Below are 26,607 nucleotides of genomic sequence, written 5' to 3' on the forward strand. Positions count from 1 at the left end.
TCCGTACGTACGGTGGTGTGAGAGGTCGGGGGTTAGTCACCCCCTCCTACTCGATTGCAAGTACCAAAGGAAACAACCATTTTATATTACTTATATTCCTCTATCACTAGCCTTGTTCAAAATGCAGTACGGGCAATCCCATTAGGACAAACAGCTGGTCAGAAGATAATTTATACCTTTCAGAATCATTTAACGGAAGCGGTCAAATACATTATGGATCTGAGTGAAGACGACTTTGGGATTGTTTCCCCAGGGCTGGAGTTATCACAAATGCATCATGAACGAGTTAACATTCGAATTTTTATGTCATGAAGTTACTATTCATTAAGATTTTTATTAAAGGAAGTGTTGAAAAAGATGGAAACAATTAAAATTGGTATTGGTGGACCTGTCGGGGCAGGTAAAACAGCGTTAGTGGAAAAATTGACCTGGGAATTAAAAGATGAAGTAAGCATCGCGGTCATAACGAATGATATCTATACAAAAGAGGATGCTAAAATTTTGGTGAATACGGGGGTATTGCCAGAGGATCGCATTGTTGGCGTAGAAACAGGTGGCTGTCCGCATACAGCGATTCGTGAAGATGCTTCCATGAACTTTGCGGCAATTGAAGAATTGCAGGATAAACATCCAGATGTTGAACTGATTTTTATCGAAAGCGGTGGTGACAATTTAGCAGCCACATTTAGTCCGGAGCTGGTGGATTTCTCGATTTATATTATCGATGTTGCCCAAGGGGAAAAAATTCCTCGAAAAGGTGGACAGGGTATGATCAAATCGGATCTTTTCATCATTAACAAAACAGACCTTGCTCCATATGTAGGTGCACGTCTTGAGGTTATGGAAGGAGATACGAAAGTATTCCGGGGGCATAAACCATTTGTGTTCACAAATTTAAAAGATAATACTGGTCTTGACGAAGTTGTTGATTGGGTTAAGCGTCATGTTTTACTAAAAGGACTAGCGAAAGATGCCTAATTGGACAGGCATTCTTGAACTTGATGTCGAAGCACGTCAAGGAAGGACAGTTACAAAGAATCTATACTTTCAAGGGGCGTTGAAAATCATGCGCCCCGTATATCATCATAAATCAGCCATCCCCTGTTACTATATACTTAATCCTGGTGGAGGGTATTTGGATGGTGATACCTACCGCATGCGTGTCTCGCTTGGGGAACAAGCAAAAATAACGCTCACAACCCAGTCGGCGACAAAAGTATATAAAACACCGACAAAGCATGCCTACCAGGAAACCGAGATATTTCTTAAAAAAGGCAGCTACCTGGAATATTTGCCGGATCCGTTAATAGCCTATAGAGATGCTCGCTATTTTCAAAAAAATGTAGTACGAATGGAAAAAGGGGCCACATTTTTATATACGGATATTTTAACACCGGGCTGGTCACCGGAGGGAAAACATTTCAGCTATGATTCGCTTCGATTGATAAATGAAATCTATCAGGATGATGAATTAGTTGCTTATGACCATATTAAACTAGACCCTAAAGAAAAATATATGGATGGACTAGGCTTCATGGAGGGGTATTCCCATCTGGGTTCATTTATCGTAGTAGGTCACCAAACGAATACGAAACTTCTTGATCAATTATATGAAACGATTAATCGTGAAACAGGTGATTTTAAAGCGGGACTGTCCAAGCTTGTAGTTCCGGGGCTTTCAATCAGGGTGATGGCTAACGCGACACAAGTTATTGAACGAATTTTTACTGCATGTCATCATGTAATAAGTCAGGAATGGTTTGACGTTAAACCGAGTTTTCTAAGGAAATATTAAACTTTAAACTGTAGAGCCCGGCAAACCAATTGGATTGTCGGGCAACATACATATGATATTGTTGGTATTGATAGGATAGCCCGTGACAGATCCTAACGAAATATGTATTGAAAAAATATGTATTGAAAAAATTTAGAACCAAAAATTACGCTTTTATTTGACATCGGTATAGGGAATACTTACGCTATAGATAACTTGCATTCGTTTAGAAAAGAATGAATGCCCAATCAAGTGATGCGTTTAAACCCTATATCTGTGAGGTGTATAAATTGGTCGATGATTTTGAAGTGAAAACAGTTTATCAAGATCGGACGTATGAGCGCCATCGGTTCAGTTTTTCTATAAATGGAAAAGAATTCAAAGGTAATTATCATAAAGACGAAATTCAATGGCTTAATCCCCATCCGAAGCAGGACCTTGACAGTAAGCAATTGGAATGGATTGAATCGGAAGTTCATCGGTTATTAAATGAACATGATATCATAGAAGATGTAGATGGTATTGAAGTCAAACCCATACTGGAGAATTATTCCCATGATGTCCATCAGTTCAAATTAACGATTGACGGGGATGAATATAAAGGAATGGTCCGTAATGGTAATTTAGAATGGTTCCATCCAAAACCAAGACGCAAGTTGAAGGATGCTCAGGTTAAAAAGGTAGAAAAGAAAGTGCATGAAAAAATGAGACAACATTTAAACGAATAATGATTTATAGTAAAAGCCGCTCAAACTAATGAGTGTCTTTTCTTTTTTTGACCAGAAAGTATAAACTTTCATACTTGTATAGGTGCAACTAAAGCAGACTTAGTTAATGAAAATGTAATAAGTATAGGGGGGAACAGCCGGTAAAAAAACGAATCGGTCGCGAAACTATATGCCATGCCCTTGTGGTGCTCAATAAGTGGTGCGAAGAGCAAAACCCCATTGATTGAACTTTTACTATGTTAACTCCGGAAAAATCTTTAAATTGACAGTATAATTAAATGAATTTATACTATAATTAGAATAAGGACCGAGCAGCGGAGACTACTCGGTACCAACAACTAACTGCATAAAGAGCAGTTGGCTAGCTTAATATGTTTTGGCCTAGAAGTAATCGCTAACCAGGGAATGAGCGATTACTTCTTTTTATTGAAGTAGACGACAATAGATACAAGTAATGTTAGTGTTGCTATTAGTGATAAACTAAATTGCGCTACTAAACTTAATGCCTCAAATGCCGTCATAGAACCACCTCCCTTTATAAGAAGAGATCCGGCCAACCGCTCACTACACCTATTTAGTTGTTAGAATTATTTTACCATTTCTATTTAATCAATAGAAGCTTAAATAGAACAAATGAGCTATTTTTGGTTGCTATTATTAACTCCCCCTTCTTCAGATATAAAATCCGAGTCTACTATAATGGAAAACTAGATAGCAGAAATGCAAAATATTTGATTTTAAAGCGAACTCATCATAGCTGGCAGGGATGCTTGAGGCTTATCAGTAATCCGGCCAGCAGTACACTATAAAATGGAAATTCGCGAAGTACGAGTAACACTGTTTTTCTTATACTATAGGTGTTAAAATTGAGTTAACATTAATTTGAAAGAGGAACTTAATGTACCTAGTAAAAAACATGCCACAGAGCCCAAAATATAGATTAATAATACAGTGAACGGTACAAGGCTGAAAAGACGGAAATATAAGCGAGGAAGCAAGATGATACAAGAAAATGATTATATGATCAGTTTACAGGAAATTAAATTATTGAACCCTACATTGAACCAGGGGCTTCAAGTTATAATGGTGATAAGTGGAGAACTGACGGTGGAAACGAATAGCCGATATTATACTTTGGAAGAAAAAGATCTATTGGTTATCAATCAAAATCAGCTTTATCAAATTGAAGGCAGTAACAACAATAGTGTACTAGTCGTTACCATAACAAATAAATATCTGGAGGAGCACTACCCCGCATATCAGGATTATCGGTTTGCATGCTTTTCCAAAGAAATTGATATGGGTCGTGTCCATTTGGTTAAGACGATTCGGAAACTGCTTGCAGAGATGCTAATTTCTAACTTCCGAAAAGATGAAAGCTATAAGATAGAAATGCAGTCTTATTTAAGCAAAATATTGCTTATTTTAATCCGTGGTTTCAAACAAAAAGCCCTAAGTACGGAAAAGCATATTTCGGATAATTCCCGAATAACGCAAATCATAAGTCATATAGAAGAAAATTATAAACAACCGATAACACTGGAGGAAACAGCAAAGAAATTTTATATTTCTGCAGGTTACTTGTCCCGATATTTCAAGCAGAAAATGGATATCGGTTTTAATCGCTTTTTAATGGAGATTCGACTGAGTCATGCAGTGAAGGATTTGCTTTATACTTCACATCCGATTGGACAGGTTGCAATGAATAATGGTTTTCCAAGTGCCAAATCCTTTACGACACTGTTTAAAGCGACTTATCAAGATACACCCAAGGTTTATCGTGAAAAACATCAGAAGAATATAAACGATGTGGTAAAGATCCATAAAACGGAAGATACGCTCGAGACCAAGAAATCAACTGAAATTTTGAAAAAGCTGCACATATTACTTAATGAGAACCTCACCGTTTCCTATGAAAATGCGGAGTGGCGTTCAGAGGAATTAGGGATTGATGTCTCCCTGAACAGGGATAATATGGAGGAAATTGTCAAACCGAAACATCATCTTTCCATTGGAGAGTTAAGGGAAGTATTAAGAGAAGACGTAAGATCTCAATTATTAATGACAAATAAGGATCTAGGGCTGGATTATGTAGGTGTTCGCCGTTTAATCAATGGTTCTACAATTACTCCTGCGGTAGAAACAGATGAAATTGTTGCCACGACTTCACCTTATTACAATGCCGATTTTGCATTAAGCTTCTTGCAAAAACATGGAATCTCTCTGTTTGTAAGAGTAGATTATCAAGAAATTACGGAAAATGAACAGCATTATTTTAAAGAATTGGAGGCTTTTCTGAAACATTGCCTTAATGTCTATGGGAGAAGGTTCCTAGATTCATGGAGATTTATGTTTTATGAACCATCTACAACAGCGGCCAGTGAAAATGAAATGAGCCGCGTTTATTTAAAGTTATATCAAATGATAAAGGATCTTATTCCAAATACAAAAATAGGTACATTCTTTCCCTTCTCCTATAAAGAAACAAAGAACAGTAAGAAACATGAGTGGATGATGGAAAAAAACGTCCCGATAGATTTCTTCGGGTATGAAACAAATCAAAATGAATTTATAGATTTTGAAAGCCTTGATGATGAACGATTTGCCCTAACCGAAAACTATATAGCCGACAAAACAGAACAGTTTAAAAGATTCTTACGGAAGCATCATAAGGAAAAACCTCTCCATCTTGTCAGCTGGAATACGCTAACCGGAAACACCCGTTATACTAATGGGACATTTTTTCGAGGGGCCCTGGTATTTAAAAGTGCACTTATGGTTGCAAAGGAAGTAGAATCGATTGGTTTTTGGATCAATACGGAACAGCATGAAAACAGGGGGAAAAGCAGAGCCATCAGTATAGAAGGAATGGAGCTTTATCACTATTTCAGCGGGAAGCGGCCAGCATATTTTTCCATGCAATTTCTGCAGCGGCTTAGGGGAAAAATCATAGCAAAAGGCAACGAATATGTTATGACAGAAAATGAATGGGGATACCAGCTTGTATTAATGAATTATAATAATATCAACCCCTATTATTCTACAGAAGAAACCATGTTAAAAAAATTAAATAAGGATATTCATGTGACCATATCTAACCTGGAACCTGGCCAGTATCAAATCCGAAAACGGATATTCGATAAGGATCATGGCGCACTGTATAATCAATGGTGGAAATTAAATAGTGAATTCGGTATCGATGCGGAAGTGATCCAATATATTATCGAAACGAGCCAGCCCTCTTTAGAGCTGTTTGATAAGACCTTTGATAAAGAATGGTCGTTCTATTCCTATTTAACCTTCAATGCTATCCATTTTTTTGAAATAAGAAAAATAATAACATGACAAGCACTATTTTAAAAGAACCAATGCCTGGGGCATTGGTTCTTTTAAATTTATGTAAAAAAATAACGGTGAATTTTATACTTGCCTTAACAAGTCATAAAGAAGAGGGTGAAACTTCGTCAATTATTGAACAACTATTAACTTATACGTTTATATATATTTTTTTATAATAAACTTTGTCTCAATAAGCAGCTTATTAACGAAATTTTACTGAATCATTATTTCTCGAGAGACAAAAATTAGTGTTCTAGAAGGAGGATCATCATGGAAGCTACCAACTATAAAGGTACAGATAAGATGATTATTGGTATTGTATTTGGTGTTATTACATTCTGGTTATTCGCTCAGGCGATGGTAAATATTGTACCTGCCGTACAACAGGATTTAGGTGTTGAATTAGGGACTTTAAACATTGCCATTAGTTTAACCTCTCTCTTTTCAGGTATGTTTATTGTTGTTGCAGGAGGTTTAGCGGATAGAGTTGGAAGGAAGAAAATAACGTATATTGGTTTAATTTTAAGTGTCATTGGTTCACTGTGTCTTGTGCTTGCACAAGGTGCTCCATTACTAATTATCGGTCGTGTACTGCAAGGCTTGTCTGCGGCATGTATCATGCCTGCTACCATTGCTTTGATGAAAGCGTATTTTGAAGGTGCAGAAAGACAACGTGCACTTAGTTTCTGGTCCATTGGTTCATGGGGTGGATCTGGTATCACTTCCTTTGCCGGTGGTGCTATTGCAACGTATATGGGCTGGAAATGGATTTTCATTTTCTCCATCATTTTCGCTTTGCTTGCGATGTGGTTAATTAGAGATGTACCAGAAAGCAAAGCAAAAACAACTGGTAAATTTAAATTCGATTTCGGCGGACTAGGAATATTTATCGTTACAATGCTCGCGGTTAATATACTTATTACGCAAGGTGCTGATTTAGGCTGGACAAGTCTGCCAACGATAATTATAGCATTAGTCGCTGTAGTCGGAATAGCTGCATTTATTAAGTATGAATCCAAAAAAAGTAATGCTCTTATTGACTTTAAGCTATTTAAAAACAAACCGTATACTGGTGCAACGATTTCAAACTTCTTATTGAATGCTGTTGCAGGTACATTGATTGTAGCTAATACGTATGTACAAGTAGGTCGCGGATTTACTGCGTTCCAGTCCGGTTTGCTATCTATTGGTTATTTGGTTGCCGTGCTAGGTATGATTCGTGTTGGTGAAAAACTGATGCAGAAGACTGGTGCAAAAAAACCAATGATATGGGGATCTTCCATCACTTTAGTTGGTGTTGCTTTAATGGGATTAACATTCTTGCCTGACTTAATTTACACCATACTCGTCTTTGTCGGATTTATTTTATTTGGTTTAGGACTTGGTATGTATGCAACTCCATCAACCGATACAGCAGTTTCTGCCGCACCGGACGAAAAGGTTGGGGAAGCTTCAGGTGTTTATAAAATGGCAAGTTCCTTAGGAAACGCTTTTGGTATTGCAATTTCCGCAACGGTATACAGTACAGTTGCAGTGATAAGTAATGTCCATTTAGCTGCAACAGTCGGAATTATAACGAATGTAGCTTTTGCAGCTGTTTCATTATTATCTATTATTATACTCGTTCCAAATCACCAGAAAAATATAGAAGAAGAACAGGTTAGCTAAGCAGGGCAATTAGTTGTTGCCCTTCTTGCAATAGATTTGAAAGGAGATTATTTACATGAAGGACCAATTGATGAAGATGTTGGAAGAACGGGAAAACGAGATGATCGAGATCCGCCGTTATTTACATGAGAATCCTGAGCTTTCTTTTAAAGAAGAGAAAACGGCAGCCTACATCGCCGATTTTTACAAAGGCAAAGATGTGGAAGTCGTTACCAATGCAGGTAATGGCCATGGTATTGTGGTTACGATCAAAGGTGGAAAGCCAGGTAAAACGGTTGCACTTCGGGCTGACTTTGATGCACTTCCTATAAAAGAAGAGGCAGATGTCCCGTTTAAGTCAAAAAATGAAGGCGTTATGCATGCTTGTGGTCATGATGCACATACAGCATACCTCTTAGTGTTGGCGGATTGCCTTATCGAATTAAAAGATAATATTCAAGGGACTGTTAAAATTATTCACCAGCATGCAGAAGAGGTACCGCCTGGTGGAGCGAAGAGCATTGTTGAAGAAGGTTTTCTGGACGATGTAAATGCTATCTTCGGCATCCATGTTTTACCAATGGCTCCAGCTGGTACAGTTGGCTACCATAGTGGCTATTCCTTTAATGGCCGTGCCTATTTTAAACTTCGTTTGCAGGCAAGCGGCGGTCATGGTTCTTCTCCGCATAAGGCGAACGATGCTATTGTTGCAGGATCCTATTTCGTAACTGCTGTACAGACTATTGTCAGCCGCAGAGTGGATCCGAATAATGCTGGTGTGGTCACCATTGGTTCATTTGATGGTAAGGGAAGCTTCAATGTCATTAAAGATAGCATTGAGATTGAAGGGGATATCCGCTATTCTGATAATGACACCAAGGCAACTATTGACAAAGAAATTCATCGGATTGTTAACGGAATCGAAGAATTATTCGGTGTAAATTGTGAGCTGACATATGAACCCGATTACCCACCGTTATATAATGATCCGGAATTGACTGAGTTTGTAGCCAACACCTTGTCAGAAGCTGAGGATGAAGCTATTAAAGAAGTTAAAGAATTTCCTAAAATGTCCCCATCAGATGATTTCGCGTATTTCTTGGAAAAAGTTCCTGGCTCTTATTTCTACATTGGATGTACACCAAAGGGAGTCGAAAAACCTTATTTCAATCATCATCCTAAATTTGACATTGATGAAGATGCTATTCTTGTGGCAGCTAAATCCGTGGGATATGTTGTCGGCAGTTATTTAGATATGGATAAATAACTGGATATCGAGGAAGACACTTTTAAAAATCTGCGATACAGCTGGTATCAATATTTGTTCTATTAATTAGCGGGGGATTACCTCCCGCTTTTTTTTGCATCTATAATTATGTTCTTATGATAAAGGTAAAGTAGATTAGAGAATATACATCGTAACGAAAGACGATCTGCAAACGTAGATCTACCGTTTACGTTTGCAGATCCTTCATTATCTTGTTGTTGAGTGTCGTGGCAATCTCCATTTATAACGCACCGATAACATCCTTAATGAAACAATCATAATAACAAGAATACCTATCGCCCACGGACCATGGATTAAACCAAGACCGATCGCTAGTCCACCAAGAGCTGCCCAAAGCGCGTATATCTCGGCACGAAAAATCATCGGCTTTCTCCCTGCAAATACATCCCGTAACATTCCGCCTCCTGAGCCAGTCAATGTAGCTGCTGCAATAACTCCGGTTAAAGGTGCACCAGCTTGAACAGCATATAATGCTCCTTGAACAGCAAATGTGGCTAAGCCAATCGCGTCAAAAAAGATTCCCCACTTGTTCCAATATTTTAACAAGTAACTAGGTATTAAAAAGATTATCGTAATGGATAAGAAAGCAACAATAAATAAATGACTCTGTGACCAAATATCTTCTATTGGTATGCCAATAAATAAATCACGAAACGCGCCACCGCCAAATGCTGTCGTAAACCCCAAAACGTAAAAACCTAATATATCATAATCTTCTTCCATTGCAATAATAGCACCACTGATTGCAAATGCCATGGTACCAATAAAGTTAAGTACTTCCCATATCAACACGCTTCATTCCTTCTAATTTTATTGATTTACAACCAAAAAGGACCTTTCTTTCGACACGATGTAAAGCATGCTGAATGTTAATCAAACAACAGTGTAACGCGGTCCTGGAATATACCCTTTTTGGTAACTGCCCATTTTATTGTAATTCTATATTTTCGTTTATTCAAACATTATCTCAGCAGGCAGGAAACCAACCACCATTATCAAATTTTTTAAAGAAATAAGAAATGGCAGCAAATAACGTTTTACATTAAAACAGCCGCATACAGCTCCGGTTCCTGTACCTGACAAGCTTAAGTGCCCCGGTATTGAACAAACTTTAAGCGTCGAAAACCGAAAGAACGCAGAAAAAAATCTGTTTAAGGAATTGCTAATAATTTTTTAAGACAAGCGCATGTTAATAATATTCGCATTAAAAGTTTGTGCATCAATCAATGCAAAAAAGCTGAAGTCTATATTTCCAATACAGACTTCAAATGAAGAAATAGGAGTATGAAGGAGGATTTGCATGGAAGCTGCAAACTATAAAGGTACAGATAAAATGATTCTCGGTATTGTATTAGGTGTAATAACATTTTGGTTATTTGCCCAAGCAATGGTAAATATTGTTCCAGCAGTCCAAGAAGATCTTGGCGTTGATTTAGGGGTTGTAAACATAGCGATTAGCTTGACTTCTCTATTTTCGGGGATGTTCATTGTAGTTGCAGGTGGACTGGCGGATAGGATCGGACGAAAGAAAATCACCTATGTTGGTCTAGTGCTGAGTGTGGCTGGTTCGTTATTACTTGTGCTGTCACAGGGGGCTGTCCTGTTAATAATTGGAAGGGTTTTGCAGGGGGTATCTGCTGCATGTATTATGCCAGCCACAATAGCCCTGATGAAAGCTTATTTTGAAGGTGCGGAAAGACAGCGGGCGATTAGCTTCTGGTCCATTGGTTCTTGGGGTGGTTCCGGGATTACTTCGTTTGCCGGTGGTGTTATTGCTACGTATATGGGGTGGAAATGGATTTTTATTTTCTCTATCATTGTCGCTTTGCTTGCTATGTGGCTCCTCAGAGACGTCCCTGAGAGTAAAGCAAAAACCTCTGGAAAGTTCAGATTCGACTACGGGGGATTGGGAATCTTTATCGTTACGATGCTTGCAATTAATATCTTTATTACCCAAGGTTCAGAGCTGGGATGGACAAGTTTAACAACGATACTTTTAGCTGTTGTATCCATCATTGGTGTCATTGTATTTATTTATTACGAGGGTAGAAAAAGGGATGCTCTCATCGATTTTAAGCTATTTAAAAATAAAGCCTATACAGGTGCAACGGTATCTAATTTCTTATTGAATGCTGTCGCCGGTACACTGATTGTTGCTAATACCTATGTACAAGTTGGTCGCGGTTTTTCTCCATTTCAATCTGGTTTACTCTCACTTGGTTATTTGGCGGCTGTACTTTCCATGATACGTGTGGGAGAAAAACTCATGCAGCGAACTGGTGCAAAAAAACCAATGATCTGGGGGTCCTTGATAACGTTAATTGGGGTAGGGATAATGGGAATGACCTTTTTACCAGATATACCCTATACGATTACAGTTTTTGTCGGGTTTATTCTTTTTGGTCTAGGTCTGGGAATGTATGCTACACCATCGACAGATACAGCAGTTGCTGCTGCACCTGATGAAAAGGTTGGAGAGGCTTCAGGAATCTATAAAATGGCAAGCTCTTTAGGAAACGCATTTGGTATAGCCATTTCAGTAACCGTATACAGTACAGTCACAACAATAAGTTCTGTTCATATGGCTGCGGTTGCTGGAATCGTTACAAACGTAATATTTGCTGCTATTTCTTTAATTTCTATCGTGATACTTGTTCCGCATGCAATAGATGATAAATAATAAGCAAAAGTGATTAAAAGGGTCTGTCAACGATTTAGCCTGCTTAGATTATGAAAGGAGATTTTTTTAATGAAAGACAAATTGATGAAGATGCTTAAAGAGCGGGAAGAGGAAATGATTGAAATCCGTCGTTACCTGCACGAGAATCCAGAGCTTTCTTTTAAAGAAGAAAAAACGGCAAAATATATCGCTGATTTTTATGAAGGTAAGGATGTCGAAATCGAAACGAATGTAGGAAATGGATACGGTATTGTTGTCACTGTAAAAGGAGGGAAGTCAGGTAAAACAATTGCGCTTCGTGCTGATTTTGATGCGCTTCCTATTAAAGAGGAAGCAGACGTGCCGTATAAATCTAAAAACGAAGGTGTGATGCATGCTTGCGGCCATGATGCACATACAGCATATCTTTTGGTTTTAGCCGATTGCCTTATCCAATTAAAAGGTGAGATTGCTGGAATAGTTAAAATTATTCACCAGCATGCGGAAGAACAGCCACCAGGTGGTGCCAAAAGTATCGTAGAAGCAGGTTTTCTGGATGATGTAGATGCCATTTTCGGTATTCATGTTTTACCAATGGCTCCTGCAGGAACAGTTGGCTACCATAGCGGATATTCCTTTAATGGCCGTGCCTATTTTAAATTACAGCTGCAGGCAAGCGGTGGGCATGGTTCATCGCCACATAAAGCAAATGATGCTATTGTTGCGGGAGCCTATTTTGTTACAGCAGCCCAGACTATTGTCAGCCGCAGGGTAAATCCAAATAATGCAGGTGTAGTGACAATTGGTTCATTTGATGGCAAAGGAACTTTTAATGTTATTAAAGACAGTATTGAGCTTGAAGGGGATATCCGCTATTCAAATGAGGAAGCTATGGATGTTATTCAAAAAGAAATTCATCGGATCGTCAATGGGATTGAAGAATTGTTTGGTGTAACCTGTGACCTTACGTATGAGCCTGACTATCCACCGTTATATAATGACCCTGAACTGACAGCATTTGTAGCGGATACGTTGAAAGAAATTGAGGATGAAGACATTACAGAAGTAAAGGAATTCCCTAAAATGGCCCCATCGGATGATTTTGCATACTATCTGGAAAAGGTTCCCGGTTCCTATTTCTATATTGGATGCACTCCAAAAGGCGTTGAAGAGCCTTATTTTAACCACCACCCAAAATTTGATATTGACGAGGATTCGATTCTTGTTGCAGCCAAATCAGTGGGACATGTTCTTTGCAGTTATTTAGACAAGGATGAAATAAGCTCATAATTGGTTTTATTGAAAAAGAAGTGGAGATTTTTAACCCACTTCTTTTTGTGTTAATTTAGACTCGGTAAAATTTGCCACTAGAAAAGTAACTTCCAAGTTCCTTAATGGTTTTCGCATTAGAGAATATCTTTTAAAGTCTGAACCATAAGAAAACCCAGGAAACGCCCAATAGGTGCACCTAGGTTTTAATATAGACTCTACTTTAAAAAGGTTAATTTGCTTTTTTCAATATCGAGCCAGCTCTAATCATTCACCTGACCAGTTGAAGTGGATTTTTCTTTTTCAAAGTTTTTAATTCTAAATGAAGTCACGACTAATACCGCAATGAGGACAAGACCGAGATATCCGATCAGTGGGTAGAAGTAGCTCACTAAATCGGTAAACCCAACAAAGCTTGCACCATATGCAATCAACATCGTAACAACGAAAAACAGCTTAAACTGGGATGTTCCCACTTTTGTGAAACGAGCAACAAAGGAATAGAACATGCTTATCGCTGTATTAAAAATCATTGCAAAAATAACTAGAGACATAATGATGCCGAGTGCTGGAGAGATATTATTCACAATCCCCAACATTGGCATATCCAAACTGCCGACATCCTCTATCTTAGCGAAAATGGCAAGGTTGCTTAGTATAATAAGCAGACCTATACCAAGCCCGCCAAGCAATCCGCCTAATGCGGCTGTTTTTCTATTGGGTTCAGCACCACCCATTAACAGGGCCATGGATGCTCCAACCGCCGTATTGAAAGAAACATAGTTTATTGCTGAAATAAACCAGTTCGGTAAAGAGCTCGGCTGTTCTTTGGCTATTGAATCCAAAGCCGTAATCGATCCGTCTATATTCAGAAAACTATAGATAGATATCATGATTACGAATATAATCAGAAAAGGTGTGACTCCTGCAATAATTGAAACGATCCGATTAACATTTAACATCCCTGTCAGTAATATCAGAAGCAATATAACTGTTGTACCAACAAAGTAGGGTATTCCAAATTGTTGATTAAGATTTGACCCAGATCCTGCTATCATTACGACCCCGACACCGAATAGGGTAAAGATAAGGATATAATCAATCACCCTGCCGAGGTAAGGTCCACTTATTTTGTAAATAACTTCTTTATGTGATGTTGTTTTTGTACGGCTGCCCAACCATACAAGCAGCATTCCTACGTATGCAAATAATGCGGTTGCAAGAATTGCGCCGATAATGCCCATTAGACCAAAGCTTGTAAAGTATTGTAATACTTCCTGTCCGGAAGCAAATCCTGCCCCAACAATAATACCTATAAAAGCGTTTCCAATTGTCAATGATTTTCTCATGATATTCCCCCTGTTGTTTTTTGAAAATTTTTAAAATAATTAAAAGGTGAATTCTTTTTCTGTATATACTAAAATATAATGTAGATATTTACTAAATTACACAAAAAATGTCGATTTGTCGAGAAAAATATATTTGCGCTCCACTTATAGATGAATGTTTAGCTTGGAAAGGAAGGAATTGCCTCATGAGTGATTCTCTGAAACAATTGGAGATTTTGAGAAGCAAATTAAGTAAAGTATTTAGTTCGCCAGATCAGCTGGCTGATTTGATTGGTGAAATTTTTGAAGTGCCGATCACTATAGAAGATTCGAGTCATCATATCGTATCCTACAGTAAACATATGAAAGTTATTGATGAAGCAAGAATGTCGACGATTATGAATCGTAAAGTACCGGATAAAGTTATTAATGGACTTTGGAAAAATGGAGTGATGTCGAAGCTTATTGATAGTGATAAACCTGTGATTATTTCTCGAATTGACGAAATCGGCCTTGGTAATCGGGTTGCCATATCAATTCGGGATAGAAATAAAATACTGGGGTTTATATGGGTACACACCGGGGACAAGACACTCAGTGAGGAAGAATTACGACTATTGACAGAAGTGGCAGCACAAGTCAAGAAATTCTTCTTGAAGCAATCCAAAACCAATACGCAAACCAGGGAGCAATATAATGACTTTTTCTGGCAATTATTGACTGGGGACATGGATGATACGAAAGAAATCTACCGTCAGGCCAAACAATTTAGCGTCGAGCTGGAAGGCATGCTCGCAATCATTGTCATAAGGTTTACCGATGACATTACAGAGCAACTAGAAAAGCATGCACATTATTTAACGAAACACCAATTACAAGTCCAAGTTATTTCCCACCTGTTTGACGGATATGATTTTATCATGCTTGTCCGTCATTACAAAAAGGATGATCCAGCAAAGCTGATAACTGATTTTATCAATCAATTTATTGATAGAATCAGTACACAACTGCAGCTGACAAGCGTTAATGGAGCCTCCGGATTAGTCTATAAAACGGCAAGCAATATAAAAGATAGCTATAAACAGGCCTTAAAGGTATTGGAATTAAAAGGAAATTTTCCGAATGAACTGCGTGAGACTTTTCTTTATGAAGATCTTGGCGTTTATCAATTTATAGATGAATTATATGAGATCCGGAAATCAAATCATTATCAAAATAAGTATATTGAGAAACTGAGAGCTTACGATAAAAAGCACCAAACTTCCCTGATAAGGACACTGAAGATGTATTTACATTGTGATTGTAATGTATATCAAGCAGCAAAAAAACTAATCATTCATCCCAATACGATGAATTACCGAATAAAAAGAATCAGAGAAGTCTCTGGCATAGATCTAAAAGATCCAAACCAGAAAACGACCATCTATCTCGATTTTATTATTGAAAGAATGCAAGAAGGTTGATTTGTGTAAATGCACAAATCAACCTTCTGATTTTCATTTTTTTAAATAAAGAAAAAACTCCCGAAAAGCGATAGGATAATAAGTGTAAGATACAAGAACAAAAGGGAGAGAGTAACTATGATTATAGGGGTACCGAAAGAAATTAAAAATAATGAAAATCGTGTTGCGATGACACCTGCAGGAGTTGTAAATTTAGTGAATGCAGGGCAAGTGGTTGTCGTTGAAAAGGATGCTGGATTGGGAAGTAACTTTACAAATGACGAATACATGCAAGCTGGTGCTGAAATTATTGAAAGCGCTTCAGACGTTTGGGGAAAAGCCGATATGATCATGAAGGTTAAAGAGCCACTTGCATCGGAATTTAAATACTTCCGTGAAGGGTTAATTTTATTTACTTATCTGCATCTGGCAGCTGCGCCAGAATTGGCGAAAGCACTAGTAGATAACAAAGTAACGGCAATTGCTTATGAAACAATTACTGTAAATAATACATTGCCATTGCTTACCCCAATGAGTGAAGTAGCTGGTCGTATGGCAACACAGCTTGGCGCACAGTACCTCGAAAAGTCACAAGGCGGAAAAGGTATTGTACTGAGTGGTATTCCTGGAGTCAAGCGGGGGAAAGTAACCATTATCGGTGGTGGCGTAGTAGGAACGAACGCTGCTCGAATCGCAGTCGGTCTTGGGGCTGAAGTGACGATTATTGATTTGAATCCTGCACGTTTGCGTGAATTGGATGATATCTTTGGCTCAAGCATCCAAACACTTATGTCCAATTCGTACAATATCGCAGAAGCTGTGAAAGATTCTGATCTTGTTATTGGTTCTGTATTGATTCCCGGTAGAAAAGCTCCAAAGCTTGTATCTGAAGAAATGGTTCAATCCATGCAGCCGGGCTCTGTTATTGTAGACGTTGCAATTGATCAAGGTGGAAACTTTGAGACTGTTGACCACCCAACAACGCATGATGATCCAATCTATGTAAAATATGGTGTCCTTCATTACGCGGTTGCAAATATTCCTGGTGCTGTGCCGCGTACAGCAACTGTTGGGTTAACGAACGTTACTGTACCATATGCTGCACAAATTGGTGCAAAAGGAGTTACGAAAGCAATACAGGAAAACCGAGCAATTCTCAGCGGTATAAACGTTATTAATGGTAAAGTCACTTATGAAGCTGTTGCAGATGATTTGGGATATGAGTATGTTCCATTGAAAGATGCCATTAAGGAAACGATAACATTATAAAACTTTGAAAAAATACCCTTCTTACTCATCTTGAAGGGTATTTTTTATGCTCAATTATTAAGTTTTATAAGAAGGAGGGGGGGAAAGTTTACTGCTTCAATATTTCTAGATGGTTACTTTTTACCATTTAACTAAATTTGTTTTTCCTTTATACTAAGAGTATTACATACATAGGAGATTGATTTTTAATGAAAAAATGGCGACAAATGATAACCGCATTCATAGGAATTCTCCTTCTCGTTACTATTATTCCAGTATACGCAAGTGGGGAAGAAACAAAGACAGCAACCTTACATAAAGAGAGACAGACAAGTCTCGAACTGATTGAACCGCTAAACTATATGGAACGTTTTACATATGATTCCGGTTATGATTTTGAATATCCCGATGCTGTAAGAGGTATTTATGTTACAGGCAATTCGGCGGGATCCAGCCGATTTGAAACCCTTCTTGATTTCGTTGACAGCACGGACTTAAATACAATGGTAATCGATGTCAAAGAGGACCATGGAAATCTCACATTTAAGCCTGAAGAAGGTTCGCCGTATGAAGAGATTGCCATGAATTATATTTCCGACCCAAAGGGCATGATGGATACGCTTGAAGAGAAGCAAATCTATCCTATTGCTAGAGTGGTAGTGTTCAAGGATTCTGTTCTTGCCGAAAACCGACCCGATCTATCGTTTACCAAAAATGGTGAAGTTTGGGTAAACAATAAAGGGGAGGCCTTTGTGAACCCTTTCAAAAAGAAAGTTTGGGAATACAATGTGGAGATAGCCAAAATGGCTGCTGAAATGGGATTCCAGGAAATTCAGTTCGATTATGTGCGTTTTCCTGAAGGATTCGAGAATAAAGATGAAGAACTTGACTATTCACTGGGTGACTACGCGGACCTGGATATGAACAATATTAAAAAGCGTGTCGAAGCAGTAACTAACTTTGTCGAATATGCCAGGGAGGAATTATCACCTTATGGTGTAGATGTATCGGTAGATATCTTTGGATATGCTGCAACGATTGAGGAAACTCCAGGTATTGGACAGAACTTTTCGAGGATTGCAGATAATGTCGACGTTATTTCTTCTATGATTTATCCGAGTCATTGGACACCCTACTTCGGTATTGAAAAGCCGGATGAACAACCATACGAATTGATTACGGAATATGCAAAGGTTGAAAATGAAGTGTTAGGAGCACTTGATATCCCGCCAGTATCCAGACCTTGGCTTCAGGACTTTGAAGCACCATGGCTGTATAGTGGGCCAACGAAACAATACGGTAAAGCTGAGGTAGAAGCGCAAATTAAGGCATTGTATGAAAATGGTATTGATGAGTTTTTACTTTGGAACGCAGGTAACACCTATACCGAAGATGTGGATTATATGATTGGGAAGTAATGGAAACAGGCCTGGTTTTGGCCTGTTTTTTCCAATTTCACTCTGCGAAAGTTGGGTACATAAAAATTGACTTTGAACCTAATTTTATAAGTAAACGAAGGTTTTGGAGATAGGCCAGGTATTCTTTTTGCATTGTAATGGATTTAACAAATGAATATTTTTTCGCTATACTATTAAAAATAATGGTAAAAAGGAGTAGGTCCATGAATTGGTATGATAAATTAAATAAATATTTCCCGGTTGAGGAAATGAAATCTAGAAAGCATATGGAATTATTATTGGAAGAAAAAGGCGATGTCTATTCTAAAGATGAGAGCTCCAAGCACGTTTTAATGTATGCGGAGTTTGATACATTTATCTTTATTGATTACCTCTGGGTTTCCTCGGAAACAAGAGGACAAGGGATCGGTCATAAATTAATTGAAAAATTAAAGACAAAAAGGAAACCAATTATTTTGGAAGTGGAACCTGTCGATTACGAAGATACAGACTCAGAAAAAAGACTCCGTTTTTACCACAGAGAAGGTTTTACACATGCAAAATCCATTGGATATAATCGGCGATCCTTGGCAACGAATGAAGAAACGCCAATGGAAATACTGTATTGGTCACCAAATAATGAATCAGAAGAGGTTATTTTTGAACAGATGAAAAAGATGTACATGGACATTCATACGTATAAGGATAAAGAAATATATGGGAAAGCATATCAATCTGCCGAAGAAGTGTTGAGCTATAATAAGCAACGTGATTCTGCCAATATTCTGGAAGGGCTGAAAAAGCCAAATCCGGAAAAGGCGTAACGGCTAGCACGAAATTTTCAATAGAAAAGTTTTACATCATGGACATGCTGATCATTGAGAAATAAAGCTGAAGCGCGTATGACAGCTTCAACATACAAAAGAGAGACTGCCATTATAAAGGCAGTCTCCCTTTTTTACATTTAAGAATTTCCAATTAGTTAAGAACTCTGCTTTGATACTTCTCCAATAGGAATATTCTTATTCAAACGTTCCGCTAAGTCCAAGCTTCTGGGTCTCGTTTCTGTCTCACCGTTTAATAAGCTATCTTTAAAATTATAAGCGTTTGAACCATGTTCGATAAAGTCGAGTCCAGCAACTTCTTCTTCCACGGAAACGCGAAAAGGAGAAATTTTATTAAGTACATAGGTGAACCCTCCAGTTGTCAGTCCAACCCATGCAATAACTGCAATTACTCCTGCAGCTTGGATACCAAGCTGTGAAAAATCGTTCCCGTAGAATATTCCGGTTGAGGTGGAGAATAATCCGATTGCCAATGTTCCCCAAATACCGCAGATTCCATGTACTGCGATTGCTCCAACTGGATCATCCACACGCAGTTTTGTATCTAAGAAACGAATCCCTTCGACTAGCAGGATTCCGGAAATCAGACCGACAATGATGGATCCCCCAAGAGTGATTTCTGCAGCACCTGCTGTGATTCCGACTAGGCCTCCTAAAATACCATTCATCGAAAGAGAAACATCCATCTTTTTGAATCGCAGCTTCGTATAAAGGGAAGAAGAGCATAATGCTGCTGAAGTAGACAGTAATGTCGTGCCAATAACCATTGGAACTAATGAAGGATCAGCCGCTAATGTACTACCGCCATTAAAACCGAACCAGCCCAGCCAAAGAATGAAAACACCGAGTGCGCCTAGTGGCATGTTATGTCCCTGAATAACATTCACTTTTTTTCCTTTATACTTTCCCGAGCGCGGCCCCAGAATAAGAACAACCATTAAAGCTGCGACTGCACCTGTTAAATGTACAACTGTTGATCCGGCGAAATCATTAAAACCTAAAGCGGTAAGCCAGCCGTCCCCTTGCCAAATCCAATGACCGACAACCGGATAAATGATTGCGGTTATAGCTATGACAATTAATACGTAGCTACCAAGTCTGATTCGTTCAGCAACAGCACCAGACATAATGGTTGCGCTTGTGGCCGCGAACATCGCTTGGAAAACAAAGAATCCAATGTCCGACACGTCACTAAGCATAAACCCATCGATTCCAATGAATGCTCCCACAGAAGTACCAAACATGATCCCGTATCCAATAATGAAAAATAAAATTGCAGCAATACTGATGGTCAAAAAGTTTTTCATTAGGATGTTTAACGTATTTTTAGAACGTGTAAAACCTGATTCAACCATTGCAAATCCAGCATGCATAAAAAATACTAGAATGGAACCAAGCATAACCCATACAAGATTAACGGATAATTCTAGTGATTGAACTGTAGGTGCTGCCGCATAAACTGGTGTTGTGATAAAGAACAGCAGTGTAAATAACAGTAAAGTTCTCTTCAACATATAATTTCCTCCCAAGATTTAATAAATTTAGTCAAGAAGCATCCATCCCTAAAGTTTAATGTCGCTTCTAAACGGATGCCTGTAGAAGACAACACTCTGTCGTACGAGAATGATAAGCTTCCACGTTAAACAGGTTAGAGGTCGGTCACATGACTGCTTGAACGCCTCGTTCACCTGTACGAATTCGGATTGTTTCTTCAATAGGAGAGAGGAATATTTTTCCATCGCCGATATTCCCTGTATGGCAGCTTTTGAGAATAATTTCAATAACCTCTTCCAATTGACTGTCTTCAACGACCATTTCAACCTTGAGTTTTGATAGTAATTGGATTTGAAATTCAGTGGATCTGTAAACACCTGTTTGCCCCCGTTGCTTGCCGGTTCCTGCTACCTCAGTCACTGTGAGACCGTTGATCCCAATTTGAGAAAGATTATGTCGAAGTGTTTGAAACGTTTCCGGTCTAATAATGGACTCCATTTTTTTCACTGTTCTTCATCCTCCCATTTTATTTGATGTTAGATTATCTAACATATTAAGTTATGTTAGTTATCATAATAGTAATATTAAAACATTGCAAGCATTTTTTAAAATTTTTCGGAACTTTTAGAATTATGGTTTTAGAAGTTAACGGGAATTTTTTTCAATTAGAGTGTTTAATTGAAATTGAAGTGGGGTATGTTATTTAATAAATGTCGAGTAGAGTAAAAAAACATTATTAATTACCTGATATTCTAGAATACCCCCTACCTTTTAGTTGACGATTGTAGTATAATCATACATATGGGTAATTTAAACTTATTTTAATTTAATAAGTTAAATAATGTTCTCTATATTCAACATAAACACTTAAAAATGAGGAGTGAAGTTACAATGGTAACACTTTATACCTCACCAAGTTGTACTTCTTGCAGAAAAGCAAAAGCATGGCTGGAAGAGCATGACATACCGTTTACAGAACGCAATATTTTTTCTGAGCCGTTGACACTTGATGAAATTAAGGAAATTTTACGTATGACGGAAGATGGAACAGACGAGATCATTTCTACACGTTCAAAGGTTTTCCAGAAGCTGGATGTAAATATCGATCAATTACCGATGAAAAATTTATTCAGCTTGATTCAGCAGAATCCTGGCTTGTTGCGACGACCAATCATTTTGGACGAAAAGCGTCTGCAAGTAGGATATAACGAAGATGAGATTCGCAGATTTTTACCTAGAACTGTACGTACATTTCAGTTGCGTGAAGCTCAGAGAATGGTTAACTAGATCTTTTTTTGAAACGGATATATTATTAACATAATAAAGACGCAGGTCCCTAATAGGAGCTGCGTCTTTTACATTGTACTTCGGTGAGCGAATATGTCTGAGGTGGTAAAATATAGCTGCCTGCTTTCTGCAAATTTTATGGTGACAAATCTGTAAAAATAGTTTAAAATATCATACTAACCATCCCTATATATTACTTGGGAAATCAGGCACTTATTTTAATTGTAGTATTTATAGGCATATTAATTTCCAAGATGCAGTACACTATCATACAATAGTGGTAAGCATATGATTAGAGATGGTTAGAGTTACAGGTTAACGGGTAATGAAAAAGTATACAGAGAGACGTTTTTAATTATAAATAATGGTGAAGTTGTCTCTTCCATCTAAACTGTTTTTCCTTAAAAACTTACTTCAAGAGGTGCTTTGGAAGGACGAAACAGCTAGTATTTTTAATTTGAAGGGAGAGAGTGAGATGGAAATAGAAAGAATTAATGAAAATACGATAAAATTTTATATTTCTTATATCGACATTGAAGATCTTGGTTTCGAACGCGAGGAAATCTGGTATAACCGTGAGCGCAGTGAACAGCTTTTCTGGCAAATGATGGATGAAGTTAATTATAAAGAAGATTTTAATCCGGAGGGGCCTTTATGGATTCAGGTTCAGGCAATGGAGAAAGGTCTTGAAATAGTAGTTACGAAAGCAAAGGTGTCCAAAAACGGTGAGAATCTGGAACTGGATACCGAAGAAGGAAGTAATCTTGAACTTCCGGTTGATGAGAAAATTGAAAGTTTACTCGATGATAAATTCGGCAAAAATGTTTCTTCAGAGGAAGAAACGGACGATTTGATTGATGAGAACTTATGGTTAATTGTAGAATTTGATGACTTTGAAGACTTGATTCAGCTCAGTCATTATTTCCACGAATTATCCGATTTCGGGGAAGAAACGCTTTACCATTATAATGATACGTACTATTTGTACATGGAATTTTCTCACGATGTGCTTGATGATAACAAGCAGGAAGATGTAATCAGCCAAGTGCTCGAATTTGCCAATGATTCGGATGTATCGGTACATCTGTTGGAAGAGTACGGCAAGAAAATATTTGAAACAGATACATTTTCACAAGTGAGATCGTATTTTCCCGGTTAAAGGATAGACATTCTATAATAGGAATGTCTATTTTTTTTTTGAGGATAGGAAAGTATAAAATTTTGGCAGCAATTAATTCTTACACATAAACGGCCACGTCCAGCTCCAGCGCCCAGGAATTACCGAGACTTCCTTCGCCTCCGTACGATAAAGAAGGCTTGCCGACTGGCTTTGCCAGAGGCTTAGTCGCACTTATACCCTTGTGGTGAAAGTCAACATCGACTCTCTCCGTTCGTCGTGTTTCCTTTATCTCCTACGTAGGAATGTTCGACAAGTCGAACCACCCCACAGTGCGGGGCGCAGTCCGTACGTCCCTAAACGGGCGCTTGCGCTTTAGTTCGGCCAACATGCATATGGTCAACTAAGAATGTTACCGAAAGGCTTGGTGACACTCAAATTTCTAATAAAATAAGCAGCTATTTAACTCTTTCACATAAACAGCCACGTCCAATCCATCTTGTCGGGGGTGATCAAGGCACTTGCACTTTTCTTAGCAGGATTTTATCTCCTTTTGTCGAATTATAGAAAACGGAGGTGTTTTATATATGCTGCAGGCAAAAAATAAAAATGGAAGAGTCATAACGCTTGCCTCAATGAAACGAGATGTTATTGAAAAACTCAGGAAGGAAGGTGAAAAATATTACTGTCCGGTCTGTGAACAGCCCGTCATAATGAAAGCAGGGTGGAAAATAACAGCTCATTTTGCCCATCAAACTGAATCAAATTGTCCTTCCCGGGAAGGGGGAGAAGGAATATACCATGAACAGGGCAAGCTTTTGCTATATCACTGGCTTAAAAAATATAAGATGGATGTCACATTAGAAGCTTATTTACCGGAAATCCAGCAGCGTCCGGATATCCTGATATCGTTGCACAACAAAAAAATTGCAATTGAATATCAATGTGCCCGTATATCGGCTGAGGAAGTAAGAAAGCGAAATGCAGGCTATAAAACAGCAGGTATATTCCCTATCTGGATCCTCGGCGCCAATCACTTTAAACGATACAGCGCAAATACTTTCAGGCTCGATCAGTTTACGCACCAGTTCATCCATCAACACACCCCGGAAACTCCTTTCGTCCTATACTACTTTGATCCTCACACCTCAGATGTTGCAATTGTCCACGATATCTTTATCACCAAAACATTCACTGCCATAGGGAAAATCGATATTACAAAAATTTATGAATTAAAGTTTACGGACCTGTTCCAATTGGATTATTTTTCCCAAAAGGATCTGTTCAATCTGTGGGTAAAAGAGAAACGACAATTCAGGTTAAGGCCAGCCAAAAAAATATACGGCAATGAGCTCACCTGGCGAAAATGGCTCTACTATAAAGGCTTTCATCCGGAGAATCTTCCTTCCCTCATTCATCTGCCGATAAAAACCCAGCATAGAATGAAAACCCCAATATGGAACTGGCAGAGCAAAGTCATTCTGGAAATCATTCAACCTGTCTCAGTGGGAGAAATCTTCCATATAGACTCGTGTAAACATAACTTCAGAAATCAAATTCTGGATGCTTCGCTATTTCCCCTTATATCTGTTACCGAACACCCGATCAGACAATATCTCCATTTATTGGAGCAACTGAATTATATACGTAAAGTTTCTTCAACCACCTACAAAAAAATAGAGCAAGTTAAAGCATACAAAAATGTTGAGGATGCAATGCAAGGAGATAATTTGCTGCTTGCGCAATTAATTTTCCAGAACTCGGACAAAATACGAGCATGAATGCTTGTTATTTCGTTATACTTGATACTGAAGTGATTCTTATAAAAAGGTATTTCTTAGAAAATCTAGAAATAATAGTATATAGACAGCAAAAGGAGGAATTTAACATGGCCAAATCTACAAAAGAGTTGCCAAAACGCAGTGAAGTCCCATTAGATTCCACATGGAGACTGGAAGATATTTTTACAACGGATGAACAGTGGCAGGAAGAACGGAAACAATTACAGCAGGATATACCCAAAATAGAGGAATACAAGGGCAAGTTATCTGAATCTGCGGATGCCTTATATGGTGTACTTAAACTGCAGGATGAACTTTCTGAGCGTCTGGGCAAATTATTTACATATTCGCATATGCGATATGATCAGGATACGACGAATTCATTTTATCAAGGAATGAATTCACAGGCTGAAACCATTCTTACAGTTGCATCCAGTGCAATGAGCTATATTGTACCTGAAGTGCTTAAGATGGATGAAGAGAAAATAAACCGCTTTTTGGAAGAAAAAGAAGAGCTGCAGCTATACAGAAAAGTTTTGGATGAAATCAACCGTCAGCGCCCACATGTACTGAGTGAAAGGGAAGAGGCTTTGCTTGCAGAAGCTTCTGAGCCTATGTCCAGCTCAGCTACAACATTTGGCATGTTGAATAATGCTGATCTCACATTCCCGGCAATCAAAAATGAAGATGGGGAAGAGGTGGATGTTACCCATGGGAGATATTCCACATTCCTTGAATCTAAAGATCGCCGCGTAAGAGAAGATGCTTTTAAAGCAGTTTACGATACGTATGGCAAATTTAAGAATACATTTTCATCTACATTGAGCGGAAATGTAAAAACGGATAATTTCTCTGCTAAAATAAGAAATTATGAATCAGCACGCCAATCAGCATTGGACAACAACAATATCCCGGAGCAGGTATATGACAATCTCGTCGAAGCGGTCAATGAAAAATTATCATTGTTGCATAGATATACTGAATTGAGGAAAAAAGTATTAGAGGTTGATGAGCTTCACATGTATGACCTTTACACACCATTAGTGAAGGACGTTGAAATGAAGGTTAGCTATGAACAAGCCAAGGATTATGTAACAAAAGGGCTCAAGCCACTTGGCAGTGATTATGCAGAAATTCTAAAGGAAGGCTTTGAAAACCGCTGGATTGATGTGGAAGAAAACAAAGGGAAAAGAAGTGGGGCATATTCATCCGGTGCATATGGCACAAACCCATATATTTTGATGAACTGGCAGGATGATGTAAACAATACATTCACCCTTGCACATGAACTCGGCCATTCTGTACACAGCTATTATACGAGAAAATACCAGCCCTCTCGTTATGGTAACTACTCGATCTTTGTAGCTGAAGTTGCATCGACTACAAATGAAGCGCTGCTGAATGATTACCTGTTGAAAAACCTTGAGGATGAAAAACAGAAACTTTATATCCTGAATCACTTCCTGGAAGGATTTCGCGGAACGGTCTTCCGTCAAACGATGTTTGCTGAGTTTGAACACGATATCCATGTGAGAGCTCAAAATGGGGAAGCATTGACAGCGGATAAACTGACCGAAATCTATTATGAACTTAATAAAAAATATTACGGGGATGCAGTTGTTTCCGATGAAGAGGTCGGCCTGGAATGGGCAAGAATTCCACATTTCTATTACAATTACTATGTGTATCAGTATGCAACAGGCTACTCGGCTGCAACCGCACTGGCCAATAACATTCTGGAAGGGGCAGAAGGTGCAGTCGATCGTTATCTTGACTTCCTGAAAGCCGGGAGCAGTGACTATCCAATAGAAGTCCTGAAAAAAGCGGGCGTTGATATGACATCGAAACAACCGATCCTGGATGCACTGGATGTATTTGAAGAGAAATTAAACGAAATGGAAAAATTACTGTTGGGATAAAACAGAAGCAGTCGCGGAAACGAGGTGCGCTGATTCAGTTATTTC

Annotated in this window: 22 protein-coding genes; 17 read left to right on the plus strand and 5 right to left on the minus strand. The window is 38.4% G+C overall.

Annotation, left to right across the window (positions count from 1 at the left end; all coding sequences use genetic code 11):
- Positions 1 to 54: 54 nt before the first annotated feature.
- From A4245_RS15505 to A4245_RS15520, 4 genes are all read left to right on the plus strand, one after another.
- The gene (locus A4245_RS15505) at positions 55 to 312 is read left to right on the plus strand and encodes an urease accessory protein UreF (protein ID WP_084268835.1); all 258 of its coding nucleotides are present in this window, start codon (positions 55 to 57) and stop codon (positions 310 to 312) included.
- Positions 313 to 357: 45 nt separating this feature from the next.
- Positions 358 to 978: an urease accessory protein UreG gene (gene ureG / locus A4245_RS15510; protein ID WP_067729554.1), complete on the plus strand. Its 621-nt coding sequence runs from the start codon at positions 358 to 360 to the stop codon at positions 976 to 978.
- Positions 971 to 1,795: an urease accessory protein UreD gene (locus A4245_RS15515; RefSeq protein WP_067729556.1), complete on the plus strand. Its 825-nt coding sequence runs from the start codon at positions 971 to 973 to the stop codon at positions 1,793 to 1,795. Before ureG ends, A4245_RS15515 begins: the two co-directional genes overlap by 8 nt.
- Before the next feature lie 269 nt (positions 1,796 to 2,064).
- Complete coding sequence (locus A4245_RS15520) at positions 2,065 to 2,502, plus strand: DUF5342 family protein (RefSeq protein ID WP_234402430.1); 438 nt, start codon at positions 2,065 to 2,067, stop codon at positions 2,500 to 2,502.
- Positions 2,503 to 2,915: 413 nt separating this feature from the next.
- On the opposite strand, the gene A4245_RS20675 is transcribed toward A4245_RS15520, so the two are convergent.
- Positions 2,916 to 3,023, minus strand: a complete 108-nt coding sequence (locus tag A4245_RS20675; RefSeq protein ID WP_234402431.1) for a putative holin-like toxin — start codon at positions 3,021 to 3,023, stop codon at positions 2,916 to 2,918.
- 478 nt (positions 3,024 to 3,501) lie between these two features.
- Here A4245_RS20675 and A4245_RS15525 point away from each other — a divergent pair, with 478 nt between their 5' ends.
- The 3 genes from A4245_RS15525 to A4245_RS15535 all read left to right on the plus strand — a co-directional run bounded on the left by A4245_RS15525 (position 3,502) and on the right by A4245_RS15535 (position 8,755).
- Positions 3,502 to 5,847, plus strand: coding sequence for a helix-turn-helix domain-containing protein (locus A4245_RS15525; protein ID WP_067729560.1), 2,346 nt, complete (start codon positions 3,502 to 3,504; stop codon positions 5,845 to 5,847).
- Between the two features lie 264 nt (positions 5,848 to 6,111).
- Positions 6,112 to 7,509, plus strand: a complete 1,398-nt coding sequence (locus A4245_RS15530; protein WP_067729562.1) for an MFS transporter — start codon at positions 6,112 to 6,114, stop codon at positions 7,507 to 7,509.
- Between the two features lie 55 nt (positions 7,510 to 7,564).
- A complete protein-coding gene (locus A4245_RS15535; protein ID WP_067729564.1) occupies positions 7,565 to 8,755 on the plus strand; it encodes an amidohydrolase in 1,191 nt (396 codons plus the stop codon).
- A 207-nt stretch (positions 8,756 to 8,962) separates the two neighbouring features.
- Here A4245_RS15535 and A4245_RS15540 read toward each other — a convergent pair whose 3' ends face one another.
- Positions 8,963 to 9,565, minus strand: coding sequence for a trimeric intracellular cation channel family protein (locus tag A4245_RS15540; RefSeq protein WP_067729643.1), 603 nt, complete (start codon positions 9,563 to 9,565; stop codon positions 8,963 to 8,965).
- A 511-nt stretch (positions 9,566 to 10,076) separates the two neighbouring features.
- Between A4245_RS15540 and A4245_RS15545 the strand changes: the two genes are divergently transcribed.
- Together A4245_RS15545 and A4245_RS15550 are read left to right on the plus strand one after the other, a co-directional pair.
- Positions 10,077 to 11,456 carry an MFS transporter gene (locus A4245_RS15545; protein ID WP_067729565.1) on the plus strand — a complete coding sequence of 460 codons (1,380 nt, stop codon included), beginning with the start codon at positions 10,077 to 10,079 and terminating at the stop codon, positions 11,454 to 11,456.
- A gap of 69 nt (positions 11,457 to 11,525) precedes the next feature.
- A complete protein-coding gene (locus A4245_RS15550; protein ID WP_067729567.1) occupies positions 11,526 to 12,725 on the plus strand; it encodes an amidohydrolase in 1,200 nt (399 codons plus the stop codon).
- Positions 12,726 to 12,967: 242 nt separating this feature from the next.
- On the opposite strand, the gene A4245_RS15555 is transcribed toward A4245_RS15550, so the two are convergent.
- Positions 12,968 to 14,053: a YkvI family membrane protein gene (locus tag A4245_RS15555; protein ID WP_067729568.1), complete on the minus strand. Its 1,086-nt coding sequence runs from the start codon at positions 14,051 to 14,053 to the stop codon at positions 12,968 to 12,970.
- A 185-nt stretch (positions 14,054 to 14,238) separates the two neighbouring features.
- Here A4245_RS15555 and A4245_RS15560 point away from each other — a divergent pair, with 185 nt between their 5' ends.
- The 4 genes from A4245_RS15560 to A4245_RS15575 all read left to right on the plus strand — a co-directional run bounded on the left by A4245_RS15560 (position 14,239) and on the right by A4245_RS15575 (position 18,943).
- Complete coding sequence (locus tag A4245_RS15560; protein ID WP_067729570.1) at positions 14,239 to 15,495, plus strand: PucR family transcriptional regulator; 1,257 nt, start codon at positions 14,239 to 14,241, stop codon at positions 15,493 to 15,495.
- Positions 15,496 to 15,612: 117 nt separating this feature from the next.
- On the plus strand, positions 15,613 to 16,743 hold the full coding sequence (gene ald, locus A4245_RS15565) for an alanine dehydrogenase (RefSeq protein WP_067729571.1): 1,131 nt from the start codon (positions 15,613 to 15,615) through the stop codon (positions 16,741 to 16,743).
- Positions 16,744 to 16,931: 188 nt separating this feature from the next.
- Positions 16,932 to 18,140: a putative glycoside hydrolase gene (locus A4245_RS15570; protein WP_067729573.1), complete on the plus strand. Its 1,209-nt coding sequence runs from the start codon at positions 16,932 to 16,934 to the stop codon at positions 18,138 to 18,140.
- Between the two features lie 203 nt (positions 18,141 to 18,343).
- Positions 18,344 to 18,943 carry a GNAT family N-acetyltransferase gene (locus tag A4245_RS15575; protein WP_067729575.1) on the plus strand — a complete coding sequence of 200 codons (600 nt, stop codon included), beginning with the start codon at positions 18,344 to 18,346 and terminating at the stop codon, positions 18,941 to 18,943.
- A 158-nt stretch (positions 18,944 to 19,101) separates the two neighbouring features.
- Here the strand turns inward: A4245_RS15575 and A4245_RS15580 are convergent, their stop codons facing one another.
- Both A4245_RS15580 and A4245_RS15585 read right to left on the minus strand, forming a co-directional pair.
- The gene (locus A4245_RS15580) at positions 19,102 to 20,478 is read right to left on the minus strand and encodes an ammonium transporter (RefSeq protein ID WP_067729577.1); all 1,377 of its coding nucleotides are present in this window, start codon (positions 20,476 to 20,478) and stop codon (positions 19,102 to 19,104) included.
- Between the two features lie 145 nt (positions 20,479 to 20,623).
- Positions 20,624 to 20,965 carry a P-II family nitrogen regulator gene (locus tag A4245_RS15585; protein WP_067729579.1) on the minus strand — a complete coding sequence of 114 codons (342 nt, stop codon included), beginning with the start codon at positions 20,963 to 20,965 and terminating at the stop codon, positions 20,624 to 20,626.
- 384 nt (positions 20,966 to 21,349) lie between these two features.
- Here A4245_RS15585 and spxA point away from each other — a divergent pair, with 384 nt between their 5' ends.
- From spxA to pepF, 4 genes are all read left to right on the plus strand, one after another.
- The gene (spxA, locus tag A4245_RS15590) at positions 21,350 to 21,745 is read left to right on the plus strand and encodes a transcriptional regulator SpxA (protein ID WP_067729582.1); all 396 of its coding nucleotides are present in this window, start codon (positions 21,350 to 21,352) and stop codon (positions 21,743 to 21,745) included.
- Positions 21,746 to 22,220: 475 nt separating this feature from the next.
- Positions 22,221 to 22,904: an adaptor protein MecA gene (mecA, locus tag A4245_RS15595; RefSeq protein ID WP_067729584.1), complete on the plus strand. Its 684-nt coding sequence runs from the start codon at positions 22,221 to 22,223 to the stop codon at positions 22,902 to 22,904.
- 545 nt (positions 22,905 to 23,449) lie between these two features.
- Entirely contained in the window at positions 23,450 to 24,643 is a 1,194-nt protein-coding gene (locus A4245_RS15600; RefSeq protein ID WP_067729586.1) for a competence protein CoiA, read from the plus strand.
- Between the two features lie 107 nt (positions 24,644 to 24,750).
- A complete protein-coding gene (gene pepF / locus A4245_RS15605; RefSeq protein WP_067729587.1) occupies positions 24,751 to 26,562 on the plus strand; it encodes an oligoendopeptidase F in 1,812 nt (603 codons plus the stop codon).
- The last annotated feature ends 45 nt before the right edge of the window (positions 26,563 to 26,607 follow it).

It is taken from the genome of Oceanobacillus damuensis (genome assembly GCF_001618145.1).
Lineage (GTDB): Bacteria > Bacillota > Bacilli > Bacillales > Amphibacillaceae > Oceanobacillus > Oceanobacillus damuensis.